Origin of the sequence: Paraburkholderia sp. 22099, assembly GCF_052045835.1 — a bacterium.
GTDB lineage: Bacteria > Pseudomonadota > Gammaproteobacteria > Burkholderiales > Burkholderiaceae > Paraburkholderia > Paraburkholderia terricola.
The window spans coordinates 103,080-128,584 of record NZ_JBQEPU010000021.1 but is presented as its reverse complement, the minus strand read 5'-3'; the positions used below and the strand labels follow the sequence as shown (position 1 = coordinate 128,584).

General features: G+C 64.8%; 24 protein-coding genes and 1 pseudogene. 11 read left to right on the top strand and 14 right to left on the bottom strand.

Going from position 1 to position 25,505, the window contains the following annotated elements; all coding sequences use genetic code 11:
* Positions 1-98: 98 nt before the first annotated feature.
* Positions 99-806 carry an MgtC/SapB family protein gene (locus ACTJLC_RS20710; RefSeq protein ID WP_114163675.1) on the bottom strand — a complete coding sequence of 236 codons (708 nt, stop codon included), beginning with the start codon at positions 804-806 and terminating at the stop codon, positions 99-101.
* Between the two features lie 684 nt (positions 807-1,490).
* Here ACTJLC_RS20710 and ACTJLC_RS20705 point away from each other — a divergent pair.
* A complete protein-coding gene (locus ACTJLC_RS20705) occupies positions 1,491-2,012 on the top strand; it encodes a hypothetical protein (protein ID WP_114163674.1) in 522 nt (173 codons plus the stop codon).
* A gap of 139 nt (positions 2,013-2,151) precedes the next feature.
* On the opposite strand, the gene ACTJLC_RS20700 is transcribed toward ACTJLC_RS20705, so the two are convergent.
* Positions 2,152-3,315, bottom strand: a complete 1,164-nt coding sequence (locus tag ACTJLC_RS20700; RefSeq protein ID WP_073431934.1) for a metallophosphoesterase — start codon at positions 3,313-3,315, stop codon at positions 2,152-2,154.
* A gap of 360 nt (positions 3,316-3,675) precedes the next feature.
* On the opposite strand from ACTJLC_RS20700, the gene ACTJLC_RS20695 reads away from it, so the two are divergent.
* Complete coding sequence (locus ACTJLC_RS20695; protein WP_114164659.1) at positions 3,676-4,005, top strand: hypothetical protein; 330 nt, start codon at positions 3,676-3,678, stop codon at positions 4,003-4,005.
* Between the two features lie 122 nt (positions 4,006-4,127).
* Here ACTJLC_RS20695 and ACTJLC_RS20690 read toward each other — a convergent pair.
* Positions 4,128-4,265: pseudogene (locus ACTJLC_RS20690) on the bottom strand (malonic semialdehyde reductase); the annotation flags it as partial.
* Positions 4,266-4,346: 81 nt separating this feature from the next.
* Here ACTJLC_RS20690 and ACTJLC_RS20685 point away from each other — a divergent pair.
* The 5 genes from ACTJLC_RS20685 to yjfF all read left to right on the top strand — a co-directional run bounded on the left by ACTJLC_RS20685 (position 4,347) and on the right by yjfF (position 10,178).
* Entirely contained in the window at positions 4,347-4,952 is a 606-nt protein-coding gene (locus tag ACTJLC_RS20685; protein WP_114163672.1) for an alpha-ketoglutarate-dependent dioxygenase AlkB family protein, read from the top strand.
* A 355-nt stretch (positions 4,953-5,307) separates the two neighbouring features.
* A complete protein-coding gene (locus tag ACTJLC_RS20680; protein WP_227470935.1) occupies positions 5,308-6,234 on the top strand; it encodes an ABC transporter substrate-binding protein in 927 nt (308 codons plus the stop codon).
* 214 nt (positions 6,235-6,448) lie between these two features.
* The gene (locus ACTJLC_RS20675) at positions 6,449-8,053 is read left to right on the top strand and encodes a sugar ABC transporter ATP-binding protein (RefSeq protein WP_440844987.1); all 1,605 of its coding nucleotides are present in this window, start codon (positions 6,449-6,451) and stop codon (positions 8,051-8,053) included.
* A complete protein-coding gene (locus ACTJLC_RS20670) occupies positions 8,050-9,081 on the top strand; it encodes an ABC transporter permease (RefSeq protein ID WP_154874897.1) in 1,032 nt (343 codons plus the stop codon). Before ACTJLC_RS20675 ends, ACTJLC_RS20670 begins: the two co-directional genes overlap by 4 nt.
* Entirely contained in the window at positions 9,078-10,178 is a 1,101-nt protein-coding gene (gene yjfF / locus ACTJLC_RS20665) for a galactofuranose ABC transporter, permease protein YjfF (protein WP_073431929.1), read from the top strand. Before ACTJLC_RS20670 ends, yjfF begins: the two co-directional genes overlap by 4 nt.
* Before the next feature lie 45 nt (positions 10,179-10,223).
* Here yjfF and mdcH read toward each other — a convergent pair whose 3' ends face one another.
* The 8 genes from mdcH to ACTJLC_RS20625 are packed head-to-tail and all read right to left on the bottom strand — an operon-like array spanning position 10,224 to position 17,323.
* A complete protein-coding gene (mdcH, locus tag ACTJLC_RS20660) occupies positions 10,224-11,156 on the bottom strand; it encodes a malonate decarboxylase subunit epsilon (RefSeq protein ID WP_310132933.1) in 933 nt (310 codons plus the stop codon).
* Positions 11,156-11,851, bottom strand: coding sequence for a malonate decarboxylase holo-ACP synthase (locus ACTJLC_RS20655; RefSeq protein WP_310120064.1), 696 nt, complete (start codon positions 11,849-11,851; stop codon positions 11,156-11,158). The genes mdcH and ACTJLC_RS20655 overlap by 1 nt, the downstream gene beginning before the upstream one ends.
* Positions 11,851-12,666, bottom strand: a complete 816-nt coding sequence (mdcE, locus tag ACTJLC_RS20650) for a biotin-independent malonate decarboxylase subunit gamma (protein ID WP_114163668.1) — start codon at positions 12,664-12,666, stop codon at positions 11,851-11,853. Before mdcE ends, ACTJLC_RS20655 begins: the two co-directional genes overlap by 1 nt.
* Positions 12,663-13,547 (bottom strand): biotin-independent malonate decarboxylase subunit beta, encoded by an 885-nt coding sequence (locus ACTJLC_RS20645; protein WP_114163667.1) that lies wholly within the window; start codon positions 13,545-13,547, stop codon positions 12,663-12,665. The genes mdcE and ACTJLC_RS20645 overlap by 4 nt, the downstream gene beginning before the upstream one ends.
* The gene (locus ACTJLC_RS20640) at positions 13,544-13,858 is read right to left on the bottom strand and encodes a malonate decarboxylase subunit delta (protein WP_073431925.1); all 315 of its coding nucleotides are present in this window, start codon (positions 13,856-13,858) and stop codon (positions 13,544-13,546) included. Before ACTJLC_RS20640 ends, ACTJLC_RS20645 begins: the two co-directional genes overlap by 4 nt.
* The gene (locus ACTJLC_RS20635; RefSeq protein ID WP_374709869.1) at positions 13,846-14,877 is read right to left on the bottom strand and encodes a triphosphoribosyl-dephospho-CoA synthase; all 1,032 of its coding nucleotides are present in this window, start codon (positions 14,875-14,877) and stop codon (positions 13,846-13,848) included. Before ACTJLC_RS20635 ends, ACTJLC_RS20640 begins: the two co-directional genes overlap by 13 nt.
* Before the next feature lie 2 nt (positions 14,878-14,879).
* Positions 14,880-16,541, bottom strand: a complete 1,662-nt coding sequence (mdcA, locus tag ACTJLC_RS20630) for a malonate decarboxylase subunit alpha (RefSeq protein WP_114163665.1) — start codon at positions 16,539-16,541, stop codon at positions 14,880-14,882.
* Between the two features lie 8 nt (positions 16,542-16,549).
* Positions 16,550-17,323: a GntR family transcriptional regulator gene (locus tag ACTJLC_RS20625; RefSeq protein WP_440844982.1), complete on the bottom strand. Its 774-nt coding sequence runs from the start codon at positions 17,321-17,323 to the stop codon at positions 16,550-16,552.
* A 342-nt stretch (positions 17,324-17,665) separates the two neighbouring features.
* On the opposite strand from ACTJLC_RS20625, the gene ACTJLC_RS20620 reads away from it, so the two are divergent.
* Positions 17,666-17,959 (top strand): type II toxin-antitoxin system Phd/YefM family antitoxin, encoded by a 294-nt coding sequence (locus ACTJLC_RS20620; protein ID WP_073431922.1) that lies wholly within the window; start codon positions 17,666-17,668, stop codon positions 17,957-17,959.
* A 10-nt stretch (positions 17,960-17,969) separates the two neighbouring features.
* Positions 17,970-18,221, top strand: a complete 252-nt coding sequence (locus ACTJLC_RS20615; protein ID WP_114163663.1) for a Txe/YoeB family addiction module toxin — start codon at positions 17,970-17,972, stop codon at positions 18,219-18,221.
* A gap of 77 nt (positions 18,222-18,298) precedes the next feature.
* Here the strand turns inward: ACTJLC_RS20615 and ACTJLC_RS20610 are convergent, their stop codons facing one another.
* Both ACTJLC_RS20610 and ACTJLC_RS20605 read right to left on the bottom strand, forming a co-directional pair.
* On the bottom strand, positions 18,299-20,437 hold the full coding sequence (locus tag ACTJLC_RS20610; RefSeq protein WP_310132920.1) for a TonB-dependent receptor: 2,139 nt from the start codon (positions 20,435-20,437) through the stop codon (positions 18,299-18,301).
* Between the two features lie 453 nt (positions 20,438-20,890).
* Positions 20,891-21,811 carry a DMT family transporter gene (locus tag ACTJLC_RS20605; RefSeq protein WP_114163661.1) on the bottom strand — a complete coding sequence of 307 codons (921 nt, stop codon included), beginning with the start codon at positions 21,809-21,811 and terminating at the stop codon, positions 20,891-20,893.
* A gap of 103 nt (positions 21,812-21,914) precedes the next feature.
* Between ACTJLC_RS20605 and ACTJLC_RS20600 the strand changes: the two genes are divergently transcribed.
* Positions 21,915-22,802, top strand: a complete 888-nt coding sequence (locus tag ACTJLC_RS20600) for a LysR substrate-binding domain-containing protein (RefSeq protein WP_310132915.1) — start codon at positions 21,915-21,917, stop codon at positions 22,800-22,802.
* A gap of 16 nt (positions 22,803-22,818) precedes the next feature.
* Here the strand turns inward: ACTJLC_RS20600 and ACTJLC_RS20595 are convergent, their stop codons facing one another.
* Positions 22,819-24,339, bottom strand: a complete 1,521-nt coding sequence (locus ACTJLC_RS20595; protein WP_310120082.1) for a carbohydrate porin — start codon at positions 24,337-24,339, stop codon at positions 22,819-22,821.
* 348 nt (positions 24,340-24,687) lie between these two features.
* On the opposite strand from ACTJLC_RS20595, the gene ACTJLC_RS20590 reads away from it, so the two are divergent.
* Positions 24,688-25,368: a hypothetical protein gene (locus tag ACTJLC_RS20590; RefSeq protein WP_114163658.1), complete on the top strand. Its 681-nt coding sequence runs from the start codon at positions 24,688-24,690 to the stop codon at positions 25,366-25,368.
* Positions 25,369-25,505 lie beyond the last annotated feature (137 nt).

Genomic DNA, 25,505 nt, shown 5'->3' with positions numbered 1-25,505 from the left:
GGCAGTCCATATTCAGGACGGTAAATTAACATTGTCTGAATGTATTGCGACTAAGTGTAGACGATGCGCCCGCATAAGCGGCACTTGCTCACGGCGCATTATTCCGGCGTCGGCTCCGCTTCTCTGGCCGTCCAACTGACGCTCGATACGCTTTTTTCCATACTGATGCGGCTTGCCATCTGTTCGAGCTTCGGCTGGTCCTTGGGATGCAGCTTCAGTGTCGCCGTGACACGGATACGTCCGGTATCGCCTTCCACGTCCTCGCTGGTCAGGCTCTGGAACGACAATGGCGCCGAATACATCGAGTTGGACACGGCGGTGCGAATGTGAATCTCGTCGGTTTCCCGGCAGACGATCGTCAGCACGTACTCGCGAATCAGGTCCGCGTTGGAAACCGGCGCCGCGTTGATGGTGCGGCTCACTTCACGCAGCACCGTATTGGTGAGCAGCACAACCGCGGTGCCGGCGATCGCGGGGCCGTAATGGCCCGCACCGCATAACACGCCGACCGCCGCCGAACACCACAAGGTCGCCGCGGTATTGATGCCCTGAATGGAACCCTTGTCGCGCATGATCACGCCGCCGCCGAGAAAGCCGACGCCAGATACGACATACGCGGCGATCTGGGTGATGCCGGTAGTGCCGTTGCCGGTCAGTACGCCGAGGGTGACGAACAGGCACGCGCCGCTCGCGACGAGTGTGATCGTGCGCAGGCCGGCGTTGCGCTGACGCATCTGCCGTTCGAGGCCGATTGCCACGCCGCACGCGAAGGCGGCAAGAAGCCGCAAGACGAATTCAATTGTCATCGGTAAGAAAGCTTGTGGCGCGTATCCGCGCAGTGTGAACCGTGCGCATGACAGCAGCGCGAATCGCCGACGAAACGCGGATGCGGTCAGGCATGACGAGAACGCGAGCGGGGCTCGCGGTGGCGCTGAACGTCGCGGAGCAATCGGATGGCATCGAACCATGCGGCGCTTCACACGCGTAGAAGCGCGATAAAAGGCTGTGAAAAGTAAAGAGACGACGCGCACCGTCGAGCCCGGAGGCAAGACGGCGACAGGCAGGAGAGCTGACGCGGAAATCTTGCCGATCAGGTGATCGGGTGAATCGAAGCTCGACTGGTAGTACTGCTACTGTCCAAGATCGTGATTCCGGCTAAATGAAGTGGGCGAATTTTAGGCGGCTCTGCAAAGGTAAGTCAAGCCGGGATAAAGCACACAGTGCTGGCGAACTCATGTCCTGTTGTGGAAACTTCCAGTGAAAATCTGGAACTATCACCGCGTAAATGGGGACTCCGAATATTGACCGACCTCATCCCGGAAACCACACTGTTCGCACATTTCCAAATACGTCGCGCGCTTTTAGCACTCTCGCAGCGCTCAATCCACGTTTCACTTCTAGCGGCTTTGCTCGAGCATTGTGCGGAAGGTCTTGATCCAGGATTCGCTCGACGTCGTCCGTTTTAGCCGTTTACCCCAGTTGAGGAAAGTATGAAAGTTCAAGCTCGTCGCATCATCGCCGGCGCGTTGATTGCTGCCGCTCCGCTCATGTCGTTTGCCGCAGGTCTGCCCGCGCCGTTCGAAGGTAGCAGCACGCTGCAGGCGGAAGGCGTCGTGACATCGGTAGACATGGCGAAACATTCGGTCACCGTGCGCGATGCTCGCGGCAGCCAGGCTTCGTTCAATGTCACCGACTCGCGCGACCTTACGCAGATCAAGCAGGGCGGCAAGGTCCACGTCCGCATGGTGCGCAACGCCGTGATCAGCGTTACCCGTGGTGCCGGTCAAGGTGCTGCTACGCCGGTCGTTCAGTCCAACACCGCCGGGAACGTCACCGCCGAGATCCAGACCGTCGACCACGCGTCGGGCATCCTGGCCCTGAAGGGTCCGAATAACGCCGTGTTTCATATCAAGGGCCGCGAGCCGGCAACACTCGCCAATGTGACTCCCGGTATGCAGGTGTCGGTAGCGTTCGCGCCGCAAGCCAGCGTGGCCGTCGTGCCCGCGCAATAGTCAGGCTAACGGGCGCTGCACGTTGGCGCCTTGGAAGCGGATGTCATTGCCGACGTCCGCGCTCCTGTCATGCAGTCAGTCCAATACAACGCAGGCGCCGTTTCATGACGGCGCCTGCGTTTCGCTTTATTTGGATGCCTTAATCGGGCTCGCCAGGCACAAGGCGTAAGCGGGTGATTTCAGACGGCGCGCCGAGACGCTTCGGCGGTCCCCAATACCCTGTGCCACGGCTCGTGTACACCCACAGTCCATTCAGGCGTGCGAGGCCGGCTGTGAACGGCTGCTGAAATCTCACAAAGAAATTCCACGGAAAGAACTGACCGCCGTGCGTGTGGCCGGATAGCTGCAGCGTGAAACCGGCGGCCGCGGCCGCCTCAGCGGAGCGCGGCTGATGGGCGAGCAGCACCTTGATCAGCACGTCGCCAGGCGCGCCGGCAAGCGCGGCGACAGGGTCGCTACGATGCAACGGGTCATGATGACCCGCCGAATAATCGGTCACGCCGGCAATCACGGCGCGCGCGCCGTCGTGGTCCACGATCACGTGTTCGTTGAGCAGCACGGTCAATCCGAGGCGTCGGAATTCGTCGATCCATGCATTTGCGCCGGCGTAATACTCGTGGTTGCCGGTAACGAGGAAAGCGCCGTGACGCGCGCTCAACCGCGAGAGCGGCTGCGTGTGGTTCCTCAATTGCGGCACGCTGCCGTCCACGATATCGCCGGTCACGGCAATCAGATCGGGCTCGAGACGGTTCACCGCATTGACGATGGCGTCCACGTAATGGCGTTTGATGGTTGGGCCGACGTGGATATCGCTGATCTGAACAATCGTGAAGCCGTCCAGCGCGGGCGGTAAATCGTCGATCGGCACTTCGATCGTCACCACTCTGGCGCGCCGGCGCGCGTTGACGAGACCGACGAGCGTCGAAAGCAGCGCAGCCAAAGGCACCGCTGCCGCCGAACCGGTCCGCCAGTTTCCCATCGCCACGGCGCGCGGCCAGATTGCATCAATGGTGAGCAGCGACGCGAGAACCACGTCGCGCAAAAAAGTCAGCACCAGCAAGGACGAGAAAAAACCCATCGCCAGCAGGCCGACCCATGCGAGCCGGTCGCCGAGCGGCTGTCGTTTGATGGTGCGCGCCAGCATGCCGAGCGGAATCAGAAAGATCGACAGCACGAGCCACAGCGCGCAGAGCCCTCGGCCGACAGTATCGATCGGCATGTCTGGAATCAGACGGAAGCCGACATAAATATGCAGCAGGATGCCAATCAGGATGATGCGGACAAGAAACGATGAGCGGCGCATAGCGAAGATAAGGGCGGGAAGGGGCCGAGACGAACTGAACCTTGGGCGACTCGGAGACTGCGATGCCGCGTTAGCGAACGGGGTGAACCATTCTACCGGCATGTGCCACTGCGCGCCGGGCGGCACCAAACTTGCTCGCCACGTTATAGAACCCGCCTTGGCGGCCGCCGCGGCTACTGCATCGCAGCATCGACACATCGCGACGCAAGGCCCGCCCGGCGCTTCACAGAGCCATAATTAAATGGGCTTTGAATCGTGTCCGTGCGTAGACTATTCTCAAAATGAACCGGCTTGCATCAGGGCCGCCGCGGCCGGATCGCGGTTCGTTTTATCGCCGGTAAAGGCGAGGCAGGGGGCATCATGAAACTGCTCAGATCAGGCAATCAGTTACCGCCCGCGCACCACGCGCATCATGTCGGGTACGAGGGCAGCCATGTGATGCTGCCGCTGGTGGTCTTCTCGCTGATGGCGGTCAGCCTGTACGTCGGCGTGCGCAACATCGACTTTTCCGAACTGGGCAAAACCGCGCTCTTCTACATCGTGATGGTGTGCGTCGCGCTCGGCATCGCAGGGTTGTTCGGGGTGGTCGGCGGGTGGTTGCGTTCGAATGGCGAGGATACCGAGGAGGGCTTCTGCTTTATCGGCGCCGTGATCGGCGCAGTGGTGTTTTACGTCGCCGTCTTCACCTGACCGCGTCGATGAGTTCCGGTCCATCAGACGATACGCGCGGTTCGTCGAACGAACAGCGCGCGTTGCGCGGCAATAGTTTCGCCGGATGCCGGGCGCACGGGCGGCCAGGATATTGGGTCGCACTGCAGCGTTGAATCGCGAAATGTCGTCTCCGCGATAGCCCTATTGTTTCCGGCGAACCAACTGCACGCGTCGGCATGCGGAAACAGCTTCGGCAGTTGGTTATCAAACGCCATCTCCTTCCCGACGATCACCGTGAGCCGCTCTGTCGCTGCCGCCATAATAGCCACACCTTTTCTCCCGGCACGCATCGCGCGTGCGGCCGCACTCAGCCCAATCTCATGATGGATCTCTTTGATGATCATCGCCTGCCGGCGCCCGACGTCGACTGGTATCCCGACTGGCTGACGCCCGCGGCGGCGCAGCGGACTTTGACGCGGCTTGTCGGCGAAGTCGAATGGCGCCAGGACATGATGGGTACGCCCGCCGGCCGCGTGCCGCTGCCGCGTTTGACCGCCTGGCAAGGGGAGCCGGACGCGGTCTACGTCTACTCGGGTATCCGCAACGTGCCGCAACCCTGGACGCCGACCGTCGCCGAACTGAAGGCCGCCGCCGAAGCCGCCTGCAACGCCCGTTTCAACAGCGTGCTGGTCAACCGCTACCGCAGCGGCGCCGACAGCATGGGCTGGCACGCGGACCGCGAGCCTGAACTCGGCGCCCGGCCGGTGATCGCGTCGGTGAGCCTCGGCGTGGCGCGCACCTTCGATTTGCGCCACAACGAAACCGGCGTGACGAAGTCGTTTTCGCTCAAAGGCGGCAGTTTGCTGGTGATGAAAGGCGACACGCAGGCCGAATGGCGGCATCGGGTGCCTAAGGAGTCTGATGTCACGGGCGAACGAATCAATCTGACGTTTCGTTGGGTCACGCCGCGTGCGGTAACGCGGTAGACCGTCGTGAACCGGTCAGCCCGGCAGCGCGCCATCGGCACGTAAGCGCATAAAAAGCCCGTCAGCCGGAACGCGGACCAGGCGCCGCCGACATCCTCGACGCGGAGGTCGACACACGGCCACGCGACAACCGACACCGTCCGCTATACCAGAATTGATATCGTCGGCGCGAATCATATGATTGGACGGTTAACGCGCCGCACACTACGCTACATCACGATCCACGCACCGTGAAAGCCGCAAGCGCTGGGCGGTTTCGCTGGGTCGCCTACACAACAACGATCAGGAGACAGTCATGGCGAATACACGACGCGCCGCATGTCGTGCGTTGGGCGCGCTCGCATTGTGCGCGGGCATGGGCGCGCTGACGCTGGCAGCACCGGGCGCCTACGCGCAGGACAAACAGATCACGCTCGGCTTCGCCCAGGTCGGCGCCGAAAGCGCATGGCGCACGGCGAACACCGAGTCGGTGAAATCCGCCGCCACTGAAGCGAAAATCAAGCTCAAATTCTCCGACGCCCAGCAAAAGCAGGAAAACCAGATCAAGGCGATCCGCTCCTACATCGCGCAGAAAGTCGACGTCATCGCGTTCTCGCCGGTTGTGGAATCGGGCTGGGAGCCGGTGCTGCGCGAGGCTAAAGCCGCAAAGATTCCGGTGATCCTGACCGACCGCAACGTCGACGTGAAAGACACCTCGCTTTACGTGACGATGATCGGCTCCGACTTTCTGGAAGAAGGGCGGCGCGGCGGCAAGTGGCTTGCGGACCACTACAAGAACGAAAAGAACACGGTCAATATCGCGGAACTTCAGGGAACGGTTGGCTCCGCGCCCGCCAATGACCGGCACGCCGGCCTGATCGAAGTAATCAAGAGCGATCCCAAGTTCAAGATCATCGCGTCCCAAAGCGGCGACTTCACGTTGGCCGGCGGCAAGCAGGTCATGGAGGCGTTTATAAAAACCTATGGGAATAAAATAAACGTAGTTTATGCGCATAACGACGATATGGCGCTCGGCGCGATCCAGGCAATGGAAGAAGCCGGCATGCATCCGGGCAAGGACGTGATCGTCGTCTCTTTCGATGCGACCAAGGGCGGCTTCCAGGCGATGGCCGCCGGCAAGATGAACGTCGACGTGGAATGCAGTCCGCTGCTCGGGCCGCAGTTGATGTCGGCGGTGAAGGACGTCGTGGCCGGCAAGCCGCTGCCCAAGCGCATTCTCACGGAAGAAACCGTCTTTCCGATGAGCGTCGCGGCGCAGACATTGCCGACGCGCAAGTACTGACGCACAGTACCGAGGCTTGCTGACCAAAAAGCGGCGCACGAACTCAGCACGAAAGCGCAGTACGGACAGGTGTAGCAGTTTCTCCAGCGGTGCCTGACCGCCCGTCTGCTTGGGCAGCGGGCGGTCTCTTTTCCGCGGTGTCCGCTGAGTGCCTTCGAGTTTCGCCAGAGCCACCGAAGCAACGCACCAACGCACCGCCGATCGAGCGAGGTCTATGACGCATCGCGCTTCTGAACCCAATCCGCCGGCCGTCGGCGCTATCGCAACCATTGCCGATGGCGCCGCGAACGCACACGAGCCCATTCTTGCCACCGCCGGCGTCAGCAAGACGTTTCCTGGCGTGAAGGCGCTACAGCAGGTCGATTTCCGCCTGTTCCCCGGCGAAATCCACACGCTGATGGGCCAGAACGGCGCCGGCAAGTCCACGCTGATCAACGTGCTGACCGGCGTGGTTGCGCCTGATGCTGGCACGATCCGCCTGGGCGGCGAGACCGTGGCGTTCGCCTCGCCGCAGGAAGCCGAGGCGGCCGGCGTGCGCACGCTGTATCAGGAAGTGAACCTGTGCCCGAACCTGTCGGTCGCGGAGAACATTTTCGCGGGCCGGCAGCCGCGCCGCTTCGGCGCGATCGACTGGCCCGACATCAAGCGCCGCGCGCAGGCCGCGCTCGCGCGTCTCGACGTATCGCTCGACGTCACGCGTTCGCTCGACGCTTATCCGATCGCCGTGCAGCAGATGGTGGCGATCGCGCGAGCGCTGTCGGTCGATGCGCGCGTGTTGATCCTCGACGAGCCGACCTCGAGCCTCGACGACAGCGAAGTCGCGCAGTTGTTCAAAATCCTTCGCCATCTCAAGAAATCCGGCATTGCGATTCTGTTCGTCACGCACTTCATCGAGCAGACGTATGCCATTTCCGATCGCATCACGGTGATGCGCAACGGCGAGCGCGAAGGCGAATATCTCGCGCGCGATTTGCCGGCCGATCAACTCGTCTCGAAGATGGTCGGCCACGAGCGCATGAGCGCGCGCCTGCGTGAAGCCGCGCATGAAGGCCGCGATCCGCACGAATATCAGCATGGCAAGGAAGCTGTTCAGCCATTCGTCGAATTGCGCGGCGTGGGCCGGCGCGGCACCATGCAGCCGCTCGACCTCGACGTGCAGCCGGGGCAGATTCTCGGCCTCGCCGGATTGCTCGGCTCGGGCCGCACCGAAACCGCGCGGCTGCTGTTCGGCGCCGACCGCGCCGACAGCGGCACGATCCTCGTCGAAGGCCGGCCGGTGCGCTTGCGTTCGCCGCGCGACGCGGTGCATCACGGTATCGGCTACTGCGCGGAAGATCGCAAGAAAGAAGGCATCGTCGCCGAACTCTCGATCCGCGAGAACATCCTGCTGGCCTTGCAGGCAAGACGCGGATGGTGGCGCAAGGTCAGCCGTCAACGCGCGCGCGAACTGGCCGATCTGTGGATCGAGCGGCTCGGCATCAAGGCCTCGGACGCCGAGCAGCCGATCGGGCTGCTCTCGGGCGGCAACCAGCAAAAAGCGCTGCTGGCGCGCTGGCTCGCCACCGATCCGAAGCTGCTGATTCTCGATGAACCCACGCGCGGCATCGACGTCGCGGCCAAATTCGACATCATGGACCGCCTGCTGGCGTTGTGCGCGAACGGCTTGAGCATTCTGTTCATCTCGTCGGAGATCAGCGAGGTGGTGCGGGTCAGCCATCGCGTGGCGGTGTTGCGCGACCGCCGCAAGATCGCCGAAGTGGCCGGCAAGGCTTCGAACGAAGACAACATCTACCGACTCATCGCGGGGAGCGGCGAATGAAGCTATCGAACTGGTTCGTGCGCGACGGCGCCGAGCGCGCATTGATCTGGCCGTGCGTCACGCTCGCGTTGCTGTGCGGCCTGAACCTGTGGGTGAACCCGCATTTTCTGTCGCTGCGGATGCTCGACGGCCATTTGTTCGGCGCGCCGATCGACGTGTTGAATCGCGCCGCGCCGCTCGTGCTCGTCGCCACCGGCATGACGCTCGTGATCGCCACGCGCGGCATCGACATTTCGGTCGGCGCGGTGGTGGCGATCGCGGGCGCCGCCGCCGCGACGATACTCGCGACGCAGCCCGTGCCGAGCGGCGGACTGATCGCCCAGGCCCTGGTGGCGGCGTTGATCGTCGGCGTACTGAGCGGCATGTGGAACGGCTTGCTGGTGTCGTTCGTCGGCATGCAGCCGATCATCGCGACGCTGATTCTGATGGTGGCCGGCCGCGGCATCGCGCAATTGCTGACGGCGGGGCAGATCATTCCGATCGGCGCGCCCGGCTATCTGTTCGTGGGCGGCGGTTACTGGCTTGGTGTGCCATGTTCGGTGTGGATCGCGACGGTGGCCGTGCTCGCCACCGCGGCGCTCGTCGAAGGCACCGCGCTCGGGCTCTTCATTCGAGCGATCGGCGTGAATCCGGTCGCGACGCGTCTCGTCGGACTGCGCTCGAAAGCCCTCGTCTTCGCGGTGTACGGTTTCTCGGGATTGACCGCCGCGATGGCGGGCATTCTCATCAGCTCGAACGTGCGCAGCGCCGACGGCAATAACGCCGGCCTGCTGCTCGAACTCGACGCGATCCTCGCGGTGACGCTCGGCGGCACGTCGCTGCTCGGCGGCCGCTTCAGTCTCGCGGGCACCGTGCTCGGCGCGCTGATCATCCAGACGCTCACTTACACCACTTATTCGATCGGCGTGCCGCCGGAAGCGACGCTCGTCGTGAAGGCGGCCGTCGTGCTCACGGTGAGCGTGATCCAGTCGCCGGCGGCGCGCGCGATCGCCATGTCGCTCTTCACGCAGCGCGGGGTGGCCCGATGAGACGACTCCTCGAAGCATGCGCCCGTATCGTCGATCCGCGCACGTTGCCGATCGCCGTCACGATCCTGCTGTTCTGCGCGCTGTTCGGTTTCGGCTCGGTGATGTACACCGGCTTTTTCTCGTGGCAAGTGCTGCTCGATCTGCTGGTCGACAACGCGTTTCTGCTGATCGTCGCAATCGGCATGACGTTCGTGATCGTCTCGGGCGGGATCGACCTCTCGGTCGGCTCGATCGTCGCGCTGACCACGATCGTCGAGGCGGTGCTGTCCGAACACATGCATTGGCCGGTCTGGCTGATCGTGCCGGCCGTGCTGCTGATGGGCACCGTGTTCGGCGCGGTGCAGGGCGCGCTGATTCACTTCTTCCGCCTGCAGGCGTTCATCGTCACGCTGGCCGGCATGTTCTTCGCGCGCGGTCTGTGCTTTCTGATCACGACGCAGTCGATCACCATCAACGATCCGACCTTTCACGCGATCTCGGCGTTTCGCCTCGACATCGGTATCGGTTCCGTCACCGCGAATGTGTTGATCGCCTTCATCACGCTGCTTGCGGCGATTTATATCGCGCATTTCACACGCTTCGGCCGCAACGTGTATGCGGTCGGCGGCAACGCGCGCTCGGCGCTGCTGATGGGCTTGCCGGTCGCGCATACGCGGATCGGCGTGTATGCGTTGAGCGGCTTCTGCTCGGCGCTCGGCGGCGCGGTCTTCACCTTCTACGTGCTGTCCGGTTACGGCTTGCAAGGGCAGGGCATGGAACTCGACGCGATCGCCGCGACGGTGATCGGCGGCACGCTGCTGACGGGCGGCGTCGGCTATGTGCTCGGGTCGCTGTTCGGGGTCGGCATTCTCGGCACGATCCAGACCTTGATCACGTTCGACGGCACGCTCAGTTCATGGTGGACGCGCATCGTGATCGGCGCCTTGCTCTGCGCGTTCTGCCTGCTGCAACGGCTGATCGAGCGGCATGCGAAATCGGTGGGGCGTCCGGGCGGAAGCGGCGCGGTGGTGACGCCGGGGCGTGAGCGCGCGCGCAGCGATGCGGGTGCGGCGGCGGATTCGCAAACGATCGGACGCGCGCCGGAACAGGCTTTATAGCGCCGCTCTGGAACGCGGGCTTTGTGGCGCCCGCCCGCTCACCGCTCAATCCGCTTCCAGACGCCGGCGCGCCGTCGCCACCAGCCGATCGAACGGGAAGCCGCTCGCGGCCAGCGCGGCGGCATCCGGAAAGTTGTCGCGCGCAATGTCCGTCAACACCTGGCCGGGCGGCGCTTCGATCAGCACGCGAGCGCCCATTTCCAGCATCGCCGTAAGCGCATCGAACCAACGCATGGTGTAGCGCATGTTCGTGACGAGATCGTCGCGGATCGCGTCCGCCGTGTACAAGGGCCGGCCGCCGCGGTTGCCGACATAGGTGCCGTGCGGCGTGTAAAAAGGCACATGCTGGGCGTAGGCGACCAGTTCGTCGGTGGCATGCGCGAGCAATTCGCAATGCGACGGCACGCTCACCGCGAGCCGGGTGGCCTTGCGGGCACCGGCTGCCAGCGCACGTTCGATAAACGCATCCAGCGCGGCATTCGCGCCCGCCACGACGATCTGACGCGGCGCATTCACATTGCCGATATAGACGCGCTGTCGCGCTTCGTTCACGTGCTGCGCGGCGAGCGTTTCCAGTTGGTGTTCCGTCAAACCCGACACGGCCGCGAGACCGTATCCCGACGGATACGCGGTTTCCATCAATTCGGCGCGCTTGCGAACCATCCTTAGCGCATCGTCGAAGTGGACAGCGCCGCAACTGACCGCCGCGGCATACGCGCCCACCGACAGCCCCGCGTTGAGCGCCGGTATCAGCCGTTCATCGGCCAGCGCACGCGTGATCGCCACGCCCGCAACCGTCAAGCCGATCTGCACCGCGACGGTCGAACGCAGCGCGTGCGCGGTATCCAGTGTCAGCACATCGGCGCCGATCACCTCGGAGGCTTCCGCGAGCGTTTCGCGCACGAGGCGATGCTGGGGCAGACGATGCAGGAACCCTTCGGTCTGCGCGCCTTGGCCGGGGAAGATCAATGCAAGCATCAGACGTCGTCGCCGCGAACAGCGGCCCAAGGATCGGCGACGAGTTGCGGGCCGCGTGCGTCGCGCGCCATCACCTGCGCCTTGCCTGCCGCCCATTCGGCCAGCGCCACCCCGCCCGCGGGCGTTTCGAGTTGCGCGTCCACGCGAATGCCGGCGCGCTGCGCCAAAGCTTGCAGATGGCCGAGCAATCGAACGGCGTCCTCGTGTGCGAGCTTCGACGGCGTGCGGATCAGCAAGTCGAGATCGCTCGATTCGGACACGGTAGGCACTTGCGCCGCGAGTTCGAAACCGGCGCTGCCAGTCGGTCCCCAAACGAAGCCGCGCAATGGCCCGTCGGCCTCGCTCTGCAATGCGGCGAGCGCGGCGAACGCTGGCAACGCGGCGCGCTCGCCAGCAGGGCTGCGGTGCGCCAACACTTCCGGCGATATGACATTTTCGATATCGTCCGCCGACGCCCACGTGCCATAGCGCTGCGAACGCCCCGCGCCGCGCACGCCAATCGCGATTACACCCTCGGCGGCCAACGCGCGTCGCACGACCGCATACGGCGCACGAGCAAAGGCCTCGCGCAACCATGCCGGTTCGCCATCGAACTGTTGCAGGCGCCGCAAGCGCAGCAGGTCATGCGGCCGCCATCGCGTATCGCGGGACAACGCTTGACCGTTTGGGAACGGCGGGGCGGCGCAGACTCGCATCACGTGGCATCCCATTGTTCGGCGAGACGCCGGCGCACTTCGATCGACGCCGCGCGGTTCTGCCGCGCCGCCGCCGATTCGAGCCGATGCGACAGGTCACGGCTGCCGTCGCGCGCGCTGCGAATCTGCGCCGACAACACCTCACGCACGCGCTCGATCTGCGCGGCATCCGGCGCATCCGCATCGACGCCTTCGATCACCTGATCGAGCAGCCCGAGTTTGGCGAACGAGGCCATGGTGTACGACATCGGCACGATGGTTTCGCCGAGCGCGTCGAGCGCTTCGACGGTGCGGCGCGTGACGCGCGCGGCGGCTTCCTTGCCCATGGCGTGAACCATTGTGCCGGGCGCGTCGAGCGCGACGATGCGGTTGGCCTGGTAGCCGTGCGCGAGGAAGGCCCCCGACATCGCGGGCCCGACGATCAGCGCGATCACCGGATGGCCCGCATCGCGCGCCGCCGCATACGCATCGACGGCGGCGGCGCAGGCGAGGTGAATGCCGAGCATCTCCTCGCGATAGCCATATGCCTGGCTTTTCACGTCGACGATCGCGACGATCGGGCGGCGCGTGCCGCTCGCTTCGTCCCGCGTCATCGCTTCACGCACGGCCCGCGCGAGCAGCCAGCCCTGTTCCAGGCCGACGACGTTATCGGTCGCGCGCGGAAAACGGTTGTCGGGATCGGGCACGACCGCGATGAAGCGCGCGGTCTCGCCGCCGAGCGGCGCATCGGCGCTCAATACCGGCGCCTTGCCGGACGGTTCGCCGGCGAGCGCCTGAAACCAGCGCGCGCCGCGGCTCGGTTGAGTGTCGTTCATGCTTGCTCCTTGCGCGCGTCGTTTTGCACATGCGGGTGGTAGACCTCGCGCATCGTTTCCGGCGTGACGCTGGCCGGATCGATCCGCGCGAGCCGGTCCAGAAACGTGTCGACCTGTTCGCTGCGATGCGCGGCCGGCAGGCCTTGCGCGAACGCGGCGCGCACGGCGGCGCTCACGGCGTCGGCATCGTCGTCGACCAGCCGATCGGCCAGCGCGGTCGCGGCCCTTTGTTCGCCGCCGATCAATTGCCACACGCGGCGGCGGTCGCTCGCGTCGAGTTCCTCGATGCCCGCTTCCTGTTCGATCACCTCGGGGCCGTTCATGCCGAGCCGGCCTTGCTTCGTCACGACGAGATACGAGCACAGCGCGGCCGCGAGCGACATGCCGCCGAAGCAGCCCACCATTCCCGCGATCACGCCGACCACCGGCACATGCCGGCGCAGCGCGACGATCGCCGCCTGAATCTCGGCGATCACCGCGAGCCCGAGATTGGCTTCCTGAAGCCGCACGCCACCGGTCTCGAACAGCACCACCGGGCGCACGATCTTGCCGCGCTCGCAGTCGCGCAAGGCCATTTCGAGCGCGGCGGCGATCTTGCTGCCCGACACTTCGCCGATGCTGCCGCCCTGGAACGCCGATTCGATCGCGGCCACCACGGCGGGCTCGCCGTCGATGCTGCCGCGCGCGATCACGCAGCCGTCGTCGGCCTGGCAGACGACGCCTTGCAGCGGCAGCCACGGCGACTCGATCTTGTCGAACGGTCCGAGCAATTCGCGAAAGGTGCCCGCGTCGAGCAGCGAGCGGGCGCGCTCGCGCGCCGGCAGTTCGATGAAACTGTCGCGCAGAATCGGCGCGGGATGCGCGGTCGCAACGGTAGTCATGCGGCGTCTCCCTGTTCGGCCGCCTCGACGGCTTCCGCGAGGCGCAATGCCACCACGCCCGGCGTCGCGCCGAAGTCGTTGATTTCGATGTGCGCGGCGCCGTCGTAGCGCGTGAAGAAGCGGTCGAGCACGCTTTTCCAGATGTGGCCATAGCCGTCGACGCTGGTGCGCACGACCACATGCGCGTTCAGCGCGGCGCCGTTACCGGCCGGCGACAGCAGCACTTCCAGATCGCCGGAACCCACCACGCCGACATGCGCGCGGGTCGTGACGGCGCGTTGCGCCGGATAGTCGAAGGTCAGATGTTCCATGTGACTGGGCTCCCGCCGGCGTCGTGTTGCGCCAGCATGTCGAGAAAAAGGGTGGCGGCGAGCAGATCGGCCGCGCCGCCAGGCGATGCATTGAGCGACAGCAGGTCGTGTTCGAGTGCGGCAAGGGCGGCGGCGCCCGCGTGCGTCGAACTTCCGCCGGCAGCGAGCACGCGGCGCGCGCCGCGTTGACCGGCGTGCAAGCCCGGCAAACCCGCGCGATGCAGCAGGCAGGTATCGTCGAGCGAAGCCATGATCGCGAGCAGGGCGTCGAGGCGCGCGGCATCCTCGGCGATGCCTCGCGCGCGTGCCGCGACCAGCGCGGGCAGGCCGATTTCGACGACATGCGGAAAACCGTCTTGCGCTTCGCGGCGCGCGCCGCCGACCTGATAACGCTGACGTGCGCGTTCGCCATGACTGTTCGAGGGCGCGGCGAAGCGATCCGGAAAGCAGGCGATCCGCGCGGCACGTCTGCAAACGTTCGTCGCATGGCGTTGCGTGCCGCCGCCCGGCATCGACGCGCCCGCGACGAGCAAGCCGACGATCCAGATCGCGCCGCGGTGCGCGTTGCTGCCGCCGGTGGCGCGCAGCATGTCGTGCTCGCCGGCGCGGCCGATCTGCGCGAGTTCGGTACGCAACAGCGCCGACGGTTCGCCGCGGCGGCGCGCCGCGCGCGCCAGCGCCGCGAAGGTCGGCTCGAGCGCGTGTGCCGAGCGCAGCATCGTGGCGAGGTCGAGATCGCGATGCGCGCCGCTGCCGCGCCGGTCCACCAGCGCGGGCTTGGGGGTGAGTTGCGCTTCCTCGATCAGCGCGGTGACGGCGTAGCGCGACAACTGCGCGTCGGAAGGCACTGCCGCGAGCGGCGCGGCGTGGGCGGCATCAGCGTGAGAGACAGCATGAGCGAGGACGTGAGCCGGCCTATCAACAACACCGGCGACATCGGCGCGTAAATCGTTCTGCGCGACACACGCGGTGTGTGCACAGGCCCGATCCGCACGCGCGCGCAAGGCGGCGGGCGCCATCCTCACCAGCTCCTGAAGCGTGCCGGCGGCGCGTACAGGCCGCCCGACCACGTCACCAGATCGTCGATGCTGCGCGCGGCCAGCAACGAGCGCTTCGCTTCGCCGCGCCGGATCCCGAGGTCTTCCGGATACGCGACAATGCCGCGCCGGCGCAGCTCCGCCGTCTTTTCAGGCTTCGCGCGCAATCCGACCGGCGTCACGCCCGCCACCGCGGCGAGCGCAGCGCGCCGCTCGTCGATGCCTTCGGCCTTGTGCAGATGCGCGATGCCTTCCTCGGTGACGACATGGCTCACATCGTCGCCGTAGATCATCACGGGCGCGATCGGCATGCCGTTTTTCGCGCCGACGGCGACCGCATCGAGTTCGTCGACGAAAGTCGGCTCTCCGCCTTTCTTGTAGGTCTCCGCCAACTGCACGACCAGCTTCTGTCCGCGCGATACCGGCCCTTGATCCTTCAGCAGCTTGAGCCAGGCTTCGCTCGAATGACGGCGGCCGCGCGGATCGTGACCCATGTTCGGCGCGCCGCCGAAGCCGGCGAGACGCCCACGCGTGACGGTCGACGAGTTCGCGTCCGCGTCGATCTGCAAGGTCGAGCCGATGAACAGATCGACGCCGTATTGCCCGGCCAGTTGGCACAGCACGCGATTCGAGCGCAGGCTGCCGTCGTTGCCGGTAAAGAACACATCGGGGCGCGCTTCGATATACGCCTCCATGCCGACCTCGCTGCCGAAGCAATGAATGCTGTCGACCCAGCCCGACTCGATCGCGGGAATCATCGTGGGGTGCGGATTGAGCGTCCAGTTGCGGCAGATCTTGCCCTTCAGGCCGAGCGACTCGCCGTAAGTGGGCAGCAGCAATTCGATCGCGGCCGTGTCGAAGCCGATGCCGTGATTCAGCGAGCTCACGCCATACGGTTCGTAGATGCCGCGGATCACCATCATCGCGGTGAGTACCTGCAGGTCGCCGATATGGCGCGGATCGCGCGTGAACAACGGCTCGACGGCGAACGGCCGGTCCGCCTCCACGACCACGTCGACCCACGAACCCGGAATGTCGACGCGCGGCAGTTCATCGACGACCTCGTTGACCTGCACGATCACGATGCCATGACGGAACGCGGCGGCTTCGGCGATGGTGGGGGTGTCCTCGGTGTTCGGACCGGTGTACAGATTGCCGTGTCGGTCGGCCTTTTCCGCGCACAGTAGCGCGACGTGCGGCGTCAGATCGACGAACATGCGCGCGTACAACTCCACGTAGGTGTAGATCGCGCCGATCTCCAGTTGACCGTCCTCGAGCAATTGCGCGACCCGCAAGCTCTGCGGCCCGGCGAACGAAAAGTCGACCTTGTGCGCGATGCCGCGCTCGAACAGCGTCAAATGCTCGGGACGGCTGATGCTCGAAATCAGCAGATGCACGTCGTGAATCTTTTGTGGATCGACTCGGGCGAGCGAGCGCGACAGGAAGTCGGCCTGCTTCTGGTTGTCGCCTTCGAGCGCGACACGGTCGCCCGGCTGGATCAGCGTTTCGAGCGCATCGACGATGCGGTGGGACGGCAGCACGCCGTCTTCCAGCCACGGCGCGATGGCCGCGAGGCGGCGGTTCTTTTCGTCGCGACGCGTGGTCCATGAACGGGCGAGGGGTGAGGCTTCGGCGGAACGGTTCATCGGCGGAGTCAGCTCCCGGTGGTGGTGCGCGCGCGTCTGCCGCGCCGCTTGGGTTGATTCGCATGCGCGGCTTCCGCCTGCGGGCGTTCGGTCAGGAAGCGATGCAGCACGTCGCCGGTGCCGAGCAGATGCGCGACGACCAGCGCCTGGGCCGCGGGAATGTCGCGGCGCCGCACCGCGTCGAGCAGGGCGGCGTGTTCATTGTCGGACTCGCCCTTGTACGACGGCAAGCCGAACTTCAGGCGCAGATAGCGTTCGCCACGCCGATGCAGCGTGCCGATCATTTCCTCGAGTTGCGAACGCGCGGCGGGCGCATACAGGCTCATATGAAACGCGACGTTGCGCGCCACGTACAGCGCCGGATCGGGCTCGCGTTCGGCGGCGCGGCACAGCCTGGCGCATTCGCGCAGCGTGGCGGCGGTGTGCCTGGGAATCGCGAGACCGATGGCGAGGCTCTCCAGCGCGGCACGGATTTCGTAGATTTCGCGCGCTTCATCCGCCGACAAGGGCGCGACCGTCGCGCCTTTATGGATCGCGGCCTTGGCCCAGCCTTCGCTTTCGAGCTGACGCAAGGCCTCGCGCACGGGAATCGCGCTGACCGAGAAATGCCGCGCGATCGCGTCCTGGCGCAGCGGCGCGCCGGGCGCCAGGGTGCCGTCGACGATCGCCGCGCGCAGCGCCTCCGCGATGACACGGGACGTGCTCTCGCGCGGCGCCGCCGCCGGTAGCAGCAGGCCGCGCGTCGGAATGTCCAAGGAGGGACTCTCTGTCGCATCGCTCATAAGTTCAAATATTATATATAAAAATGAGCGTTTTGCAGGCCGTGAACCGGGAGACGAACGGCGCGGTGCCGCTTCAATGACATTGGCCGTTTGGCCGAGTGGCGCGCGGGGTTGTCGGCGGGCATCCTCTGATGGGTTGGACGACGTATTTCTCCGTTGTTTTTGGGTTTGCCGTTCTGTACAGCGATCTGTACAATGGCCGTGGCCACCGGGAAGGGGTTTTCCCTTCGGGTCAACGGCTCACGCGGTAGTCCCCGCGGCGCGGTCAATCCGTTTAGCGGTGGAATCGTCTCTAACTTTTGACAGGAGCGATCGGAGGGTAGCCTCTCCAATCGAAAACGAATGAACGTCCTTACTTACAGCGAGGCGCGTGCCGGCTTCAAGCAAGCGATGGACGAAGTCTGCCGCGACCACACGCCCATGCTGATCACCCGGCAGAGCGGCGAAAACGTGGTCATGGTTTCGCTCGATGATTTCAATGCGATGCAGGAGACCTTGTATCTGTTGAGTTCGTCGAAGAACGCCCAGCGGCTCGCTCGATCCATCGCCCAGTTGAACGCCGGCGGTGCGGCCGCGCGCGAACTGCTGACCGATGAACCAACAGAAAAGCCGCAACGAGGAAGCCGCAAAGGCTGACGGTGTTTTTATGTTCACCGACGAAGCGTGGGACGACTATCTCTATTGGCAGGAAACCGACCGCAAGGTGCTGCGCAAGATCAACACGTTGCTGGAGGAATGCCGGCGCGATCCTTATAGCGGTACGGGAAAGCCGGAGCCGCTGGTCGGCAGCTTGAGCGGCTTCTGGTCGCGCCGCATCACGCATGGCGACCGTCTCGTCTACCTGCCGCGAGACGGAAAGATCTATGTGATTGCCTGCCGTTTTCATTACGGCGATTGAAATAAAAAACCGGGCGCCGCGCCCGGTTTTTTATTCGACGATTCAACGCAGCCAAACGCCGCCGCGTCCGAAAAACTTCACATGTGCCACCGCGCCGCCACGGTCAGCGTGCGCGGCGCGCCCGGCATGTTGTACATGTCCGCGTTGCCGTGCGCCGCGATGAAATACTTGCGGTCGAACAGGTTCTCCAGCGTCAACGTGACGTCGACGTTCTTGCCGTGATAACCCGCGCCCAGATCGAAGGTCACGAACGACGGCAACGTGACCGCATCGCTTGCCGACGTATAGCGCGCCGACTGGAACTGCGCGCCGCCCGCCGCGTAGAAGCCGTACTTCAGGTCGCGCTTGATCCAGACGCTCGCGCTATGACGCGGCATCAGGCCCGGCGTGTTGTCGTGCAAAACCAGCCCGGCCGAGGTCGCTTGCGGCGAGCCGTCCACTTTTCCGTTCATATACGCGTAGCCCGCGTACACCGACCACTTGGGCGCGATCTCGCCGGTCATCGACAGCTCCAGGCCGCGCGAGCGCTGCGTGCCGACCGGCAGCGCGTAGCCCGGGTTAGCAGGATCGGCGATCTGCTGATGGGTCTGCTTCATGTCGAACAGCGCGACGCTCGCGCTCGCCCGGCCCAGGTCGAACTTCGAGCCGATTTCGAAGCTGGTGGTTTTTTGCGGCGCCAGCGCCGAGCCGTTGGCAAACGCGCCGCTGCTGATCAGCGTGTCGGCGAGCGGCGAGAACGACTGGCTATACGACGCATACAGCGACACCCAGTCGAGCGGCTCGTAAATCAGGCCCACGCGCGGACTCCACGCGCGGTCCGTGCGATCCAGATTCACGTGCGCCGGCGTGTAGTCGTTGCGCGTTTGCGTCAGATAGTCGAAGCGCAAACCCGCGAGAATCTTCCAGTGCTCGGTCAGCGAGATCAGGTCCTGCGCATAGACGCCCACCAGTCCGAGCACCGTCGCCGCATTGGTTTTCGCCGCGGTGCCGGGCTTCACGCCGGGCAAGTTGACCAGTTGCGGATTGTAAAGATCGTAGGTGGCGACCTTGTTGGTCGAGTAGATCGTGTCGAACTTCTGCTGTTGCGATAACTCGACGCCGTACAGCAACTCATGCTTCATGCCGAACAGCGTGGTCTTTTGCGTCAGTTCGAACAGGCCGTCCACGCCGTGATCCTGGCGAAAGCGCGTGCTCTGGTCGAGCGTCACCACAGGATGCGCCGCCGTCTTGATCGGCTCGAACGTGACGTAGTTCTTGCGTTCGAGCGAGAAGTCGTACGCGCGCACGGCGGTGTGCAACGACAGCGAATCGTTGAAGCGGTGGTCGAGCGACGCGGTCGCGCTCTTCGCGTCGATGTCGTTGTACGAGGCGTTGACCGCGTTGGACGAGCCGTAATACGTGTTGATCGGCACGTTGACCGGACGGCCGAGATACGCGGGCAGGCCCTGATCGGAGGTGCGGCGATCGTGCAGATAATCGGCTTCGAGATTGATCGTGGTGTCGCGGTCGATGCGAAATTGCGCGGACGGCGCCACGGCCTGGCGGTTCAACTGGAACTGGTCGCGAAAGCTGTTCGAGTTTTCGGCGGCGCCGGTAATGCGAAAACGCGCCGCATCGTTCGCGTTCCAGCCGAGGTCGAATTCGCCGCGGCGCTCGCCTTCGGTGCCGAGCGTGACGCCCACCGCTTGCTGCGGATTCGCCGAGGGTTTCTTCAACACGCGGTTGATCAGCCCGCCCGCCGAACCGCGTCCATACAGCACGGCGGCCGGTCCCTTCACCACGTCGACGCGTTCGACGTTCGACAGGTCGCGGTAGTAGAGCGCATCGTCGCGAATGCCGTCGACGTATTGATCGGTCATGCTGTTGAAGCCGCGCAACGTGACCTGATCGCGTTGGCCGTCGCCGACTGAAAAGCCGACGCCCGGCACGTTGCGCAGCGCGTCCTGCAACGAGCTCGCGTTCTGCTCGTCGAGCAGCGCGCGCGGCACGATATTGACGGTCTGCGGCACGTCCATCAGCGACATGCTGGTTCTGGTCGCGGTGTTCGACGTGCTGGTGTCGTACGAGCGGTCGACGGCGGCCTTGACGGCGATGGCCGGCAGCGTGTTGTCGGCGGCGCCGGCGGCGGGTGCCGTCTCTTGCGCCATCAAGGGCTTCGCACCGGCGAGGGAAGTGGCGATCAGCAGTGCGCGGTAAATCTTCTTATTGACGTTCATGTTGACGTTCTTTGAGTCGGATCGGTGGCTGTTATAGGTTTGGGTTTTGAAGTGCGGCGAAGCGGCATGGCACGCGGGCAAACGCGCGCCGCGCGGCAAGGCAAGGGCCGCGAAATGGGTCAGGCAAGGCGCAGTGGGGATCCCCTGTTACTGTCGAATGAATTCGAAAATCGAAACGGCCGGGGCGCCGCTCGTCAGCGCGCGAAATGCGCGGGCGTGACATCGGCTGCCGCGGAATGGCATGTCGATGTGGGGATGGGAGATACAGCGGAAGCCGGATCAGTGCCCGGCTTGTAATATCTTGAAATTATAAACGAGAAGAATTCTCGATTGTGCGAAATGCATGGAGAACGTTGGTTTTTTGCAAGGTACGTTTCGGGTCGATGCGAGCAGAGAACGCGAACCGCTTTGCGTCCAATGCCACTGTGCGTGCCGCGCTGGCACGCTCGCAACTCAATCCGCGTGACGCCGCGCACGTCCGCCCGGCCGTAATGCTGAAAGCAGCGGCCAGCCGAGATTGACGCCCAGACTCGCGACCACGATCAACGCCATGCCCGCGAGTTGCGGCAGCGACAGCGCTCGCCCATACACGAGCGCGTCGACCACGATGGCCGTCAACGGATAGATGAACAGCAGCACGGCGATGATCGGCGTGGTCAGCCTGGGCAGCGCGCCGTAGATCAGCACATACGAGAGCCCCGTATGCAGCACGCCCATGCCGATCAGCCAGAACCACTGCATCGCGCCGATGGGCTCGGCGGCAAGCGGTGCGATGAACGGCAGGCACACCACGCCGACCGCGCACTGCGCGAGCGTCAGCAGATGCGGCCGCAGCTCCCCGAGTCCCTTGGCGATCAACGTGACGCCCGCATACAGCACCGACCCCACCAACGCCTCGCCGATACCGATCAGATAGCGCGTGTGCCCCTGCAGATTTTCGGTGGCCGCGACGCCCGACGCGAGCACGAGTCCGACGAAGGCGGTCGCGATCCAGCCGAGCCGGTCGGCGCCCAGGCGCTCCTTGAAGAGCGCCGCGCCGATCAGCACGACCCAGAACGGCTGCACGTGAAACACCACCGTCGCCACCGCAATGCTCGTGCGATGAATCGCATCGAAGAAACCGACCCATTGCGTGACCATCAGCACGCCGGAGATCAGCGCCAGCATGACCGTGCGGCGGGTGAAATGCGCGCGCGTGAAGAAGCCCTTCCAGGCGCAATACGCAGCGAGCGACAGGAAGCCGAACAGGCAGCGAAAGAACACCAGCGTCAGCGCGCCGAGCCGCGCTTCCTCGACGAACACACCGAGCGTGCCCATCAGAAGCCCGCCGCTCGCCAGCGTGATCGCGCCTTGTTGACGTGGGGTGAGGGACATGCGAAGCGGCCTCGGTAGACGTGGAATCACGAATATTGCGCGGCTTGCGTGGCTGTCACAAACGAATTAAATTGAGCAATTCCATAAGCCGGATTGATGAATCATGCACGCCGAATTCGACGTCGATTTGCTGCGCACCTTCGTCGCGGTGGTGGAAAACGGCAGCTTCACGAAGGCGTCGGTGTCGGTGCATCGCTCGCAGGCGGCGGTCAGCATGCAGATCAAGCGGCTCGAAACCATGCTCGGCACCACGCTGTTTGCGCGCAACACGCGCAATCTGTCGCTCACGCGGCCCGGCAACACGCTGCTCGAATACGCGCGGCGCGTGCTCGCGTTGCATGAGGAGGCGTGGTCGGCGATGGTGCGGCCGGAAGTGACCGGGCGCGTGGTGCTCGGCGCGCCGGACGATTACGTGTCGTCGCTCCTGTCGCCGGTATTGCGGCGCTTTTCGAATCTGTATCCGCATGTGGAGATCGAAATCGTCTGCGCGCAGAGCACGTCGCTCGCGCCCATGCTGGCCGATAACCGGATCGATCTCGCCTTCGTCACGCGCGATCGCAAACTGCGCGGCGAATTCGTGCGCAGCGAGCCGATGGTGTGGGTGGGGGCGTCGGTGGAGACGCCGGTGCTGGCGGTGTCGCCGTTGCCGGTCGGACTGTACGAACCGGGCTGCGTGGCGCGTCAGCACACGCTCGCCGCGCTGGACGGCGCACGTATCCGCTATCGGGCCGCGTTCAGCAGCGCCAGTTTGATGGGCCTCGTGGCGACCGTGGACGCGGGGCTCTCGGTGGTCGCGCTCACGCGTTGCAGCGTGCCGCCGCGGCTGGCGATTCTCGGCGAGGCGCAAGGCTTGCCGAAGATCGCTCCGCTGGAAATCGTGGTGGCGCGCAGCGCCAAATCGGATCGGCCCACGTGCGACTATCTGGCCGCGCAGATGGTGCAGGATCTGTCGCTGCGCACGCAGGCGCGCGGTTCGGCGGCGCCTGCGTAGGGCCACACACCACGCATCAGAACGCGATGTTGGTCCGCACGCCAACCACGAACGTATTGCGCAGCGGCTGCGCCGGGTCGTTCGGATTCTGACCGGCGCCCGCGTTGAACGTGTATTGCGCATCGGCTTGCAGCGTCCACCATGGAGCGACCTGATACTGATAGGTCGCTTCGAGCGCCGTTTCACTCGTGCGCACGCCGTACGGCCCGCCGCTGAATGCCCGGCTATCCTGGTCGAGTCCGTGCGTGTGATTGCCGACCTTGATGTAGGTGAGGGCGAGGCCTGCGCTGTCGTTGTCGCGTCCGGCGAACGGCGCTTTCAGCACGACGCCGAGGTTCGCCGCGAAGCTCACCAGGTTGCGGTCGCCCGGCGCGCCCATCACGCGGGCGAACACGCCGAGGCTGCGCGCCGCGTCCGGGCTCGGACGCCAGATCATCTGGTCGGCCACGGCATAGAAGCTGTAGTCGCCGCGATGATTCGCGGCAGTGCCGGTGGAGGCCGGATTCGCGAGCGACAGTCCGGTGTTGTCGTAGCGTTGATCCGCGAAGCGGCCGTTGTTGTACCAGAGGCCGATCTTGTAGGTGCCCGGCAAACCGCCGCCGCTCGCGGCGGGCTTTCCGTCTTCCGCCGGCTGGTTGATCGCGTACTGCAACTCGCCGATGAACAGCGTGCCGTTATGCAGATTGAAGTTGGTGCCGCTCTTGTTGTTCGGATTGTTGCCGAGCGGATCGCCGTCGAACACGCCGGCGAGCGCCGTCAACGAGGGTGTGATCTGGCCGCGCACGCGCACGCCGAGCGCCGACAGCGGGTAAGCGGGACCGCCGGACGGCATGTCATAGGAGGGCAGCGCCGGCCAGCCGAACATCGTGTTGAGGAAGAGCGCCGAATAGGTGCTCGCGATGAATTCCTGGTCGATGCTTTGCTGACCGATCTTCACGTCGACGCGCTTGTCGAGGAACGACTGCTGATACCACAACTCCCACAGGCGCGTCGTGCCTTCGGCTTCGATGCCGCTTGCCGTATTCAGCGTGCCGAGTTTGTCGGCGCTGAGATTGCGGCCGTGAATCTGCAATGCGCTGACGTTGAACTGGCCGCCGGGCAGGCCGAACGCTTCTTGTGTGTCGAGCTGAAGGGCCGCTGTGGTCACCCCGTCGTAGGCTGCGCCGCGCGCGAGGCCGCCACGAAGGTTGCCGAGAATTTCGCTGGTCTCGGTGACGGTGAGCGTCACGCCGTACTTGCCGAGCCAGGGGCGCAAACCGCCCATATCGCCGAGCATTTGTTCGCGCTCCCAGAAACCGGCTGGTGCTTTCGTATCCGTCGCGTTGGCGTTGGCGTTGGCGTTGCGTTCGGCTTCGGCCGCTTCCGGCGCGGCGTCGGAAGCGGCCTGCGCCATCGCGGCGCCCGCTGTCAGCGATGCACACGCAAAGGCCGTGTAAAGCGCGGCGCGCCGCATCGACGGTAGACGCGAACGGCGCGCGGCATGCTCGCGCAGCGAACCTGCGCGAGCCGTGAGTCCGCTGGATGAGGAGAGTTTCATCGGGATCCTTATTGGTATCGTATGGAGTGGTTCGAGCATCGCGGGGCGGTGTCTCCATGGGCCCGCGATGTGCCGCATCCATTTGCCACGCCGGACTACAGCAGAAGGCGAGATCGTACTCATGCGTAATCGATGCGTCAACAAATGAGAACGATTCGCATCGAACTTGCCAAAGCGCAATTTTTTACCTTGACATATCGCGACTCAGCGGCCACTCATCGGCCACTCGACGTGACCGAGCCCGAATGCGCGAGCGCATTGCCCGGAGTGGTCGCTTCGTATGAACCGGCGCGAGGCCGGGGTGTCGAACCGCGCGAGTACCCCAAAGTCCCAAGTCAGGAGAGACACATGAATAAGCGCAGCCTTTTGATTTCGTTGCTCGCGAGCGGCGGTTTACTGATGAGCGGCGTGTCGAACGCGCAACTGAATCTGAAGCAATTCGGCATAGGCGGCGGCGAGAGTTCGGCGGATGCGGGCGCGGCGTCGTCGGGTGGCATCGCGCAGTTGTTGCAAACCTACGTCGGCGCGAATCAACAGGTGCTGAGCGGCCAATCGAGTCTCGCGTCGGCGATGGGTTTGAGCAGTGCGGCAGGGCAAGCGCAACAGGCGGCGGGATTGCTGAGCGGCGGCACGCCGTCCGTCAGTCAATTGACGCAGGCGGGCAGCGCGCAGCAGTCGTTGTCGCAAACGCTGACGCAGGCGTTGGCGAGCCGCGCGAGTGGCGGCTCGTCGGCGGCGCCGGTGAACAAGCAGGCGTTCACGGACGGCCTCGCGTCGCTCGGTAAAGGCGTGAGCCAGTATTCGAGCTTGCAGTCGGGGCTCGGCAGCATCGGCCAAATGAATCCGGCGTCGCTGTTGCAGGCCGGCATGAATCCGCAGACCGCGCAGAGCGCGTCGTATATCGCGCAGTCCGCGCCGGGCCAGTTGCAATCGTTGATGTCGACGCTGAGCGCGGCGGTGCAGTTCGCGTCGAGCCACGGCATCAGCGTGCCGTCGATCGCGACCTCGGCGTTGCAAGGCGGCCAGTAAGGATAGGCCTGGCATGCGAGCGCCGCGCCGCGGCGGCGCGGCGCAAGCCGTGCGAAATCCTACGAAAACAGGCAGAGCGCGGTGCGCCGGGCAGCCTCGAAAAAACGGCTATGATCATCACCCGAAGCCGCGAGGCC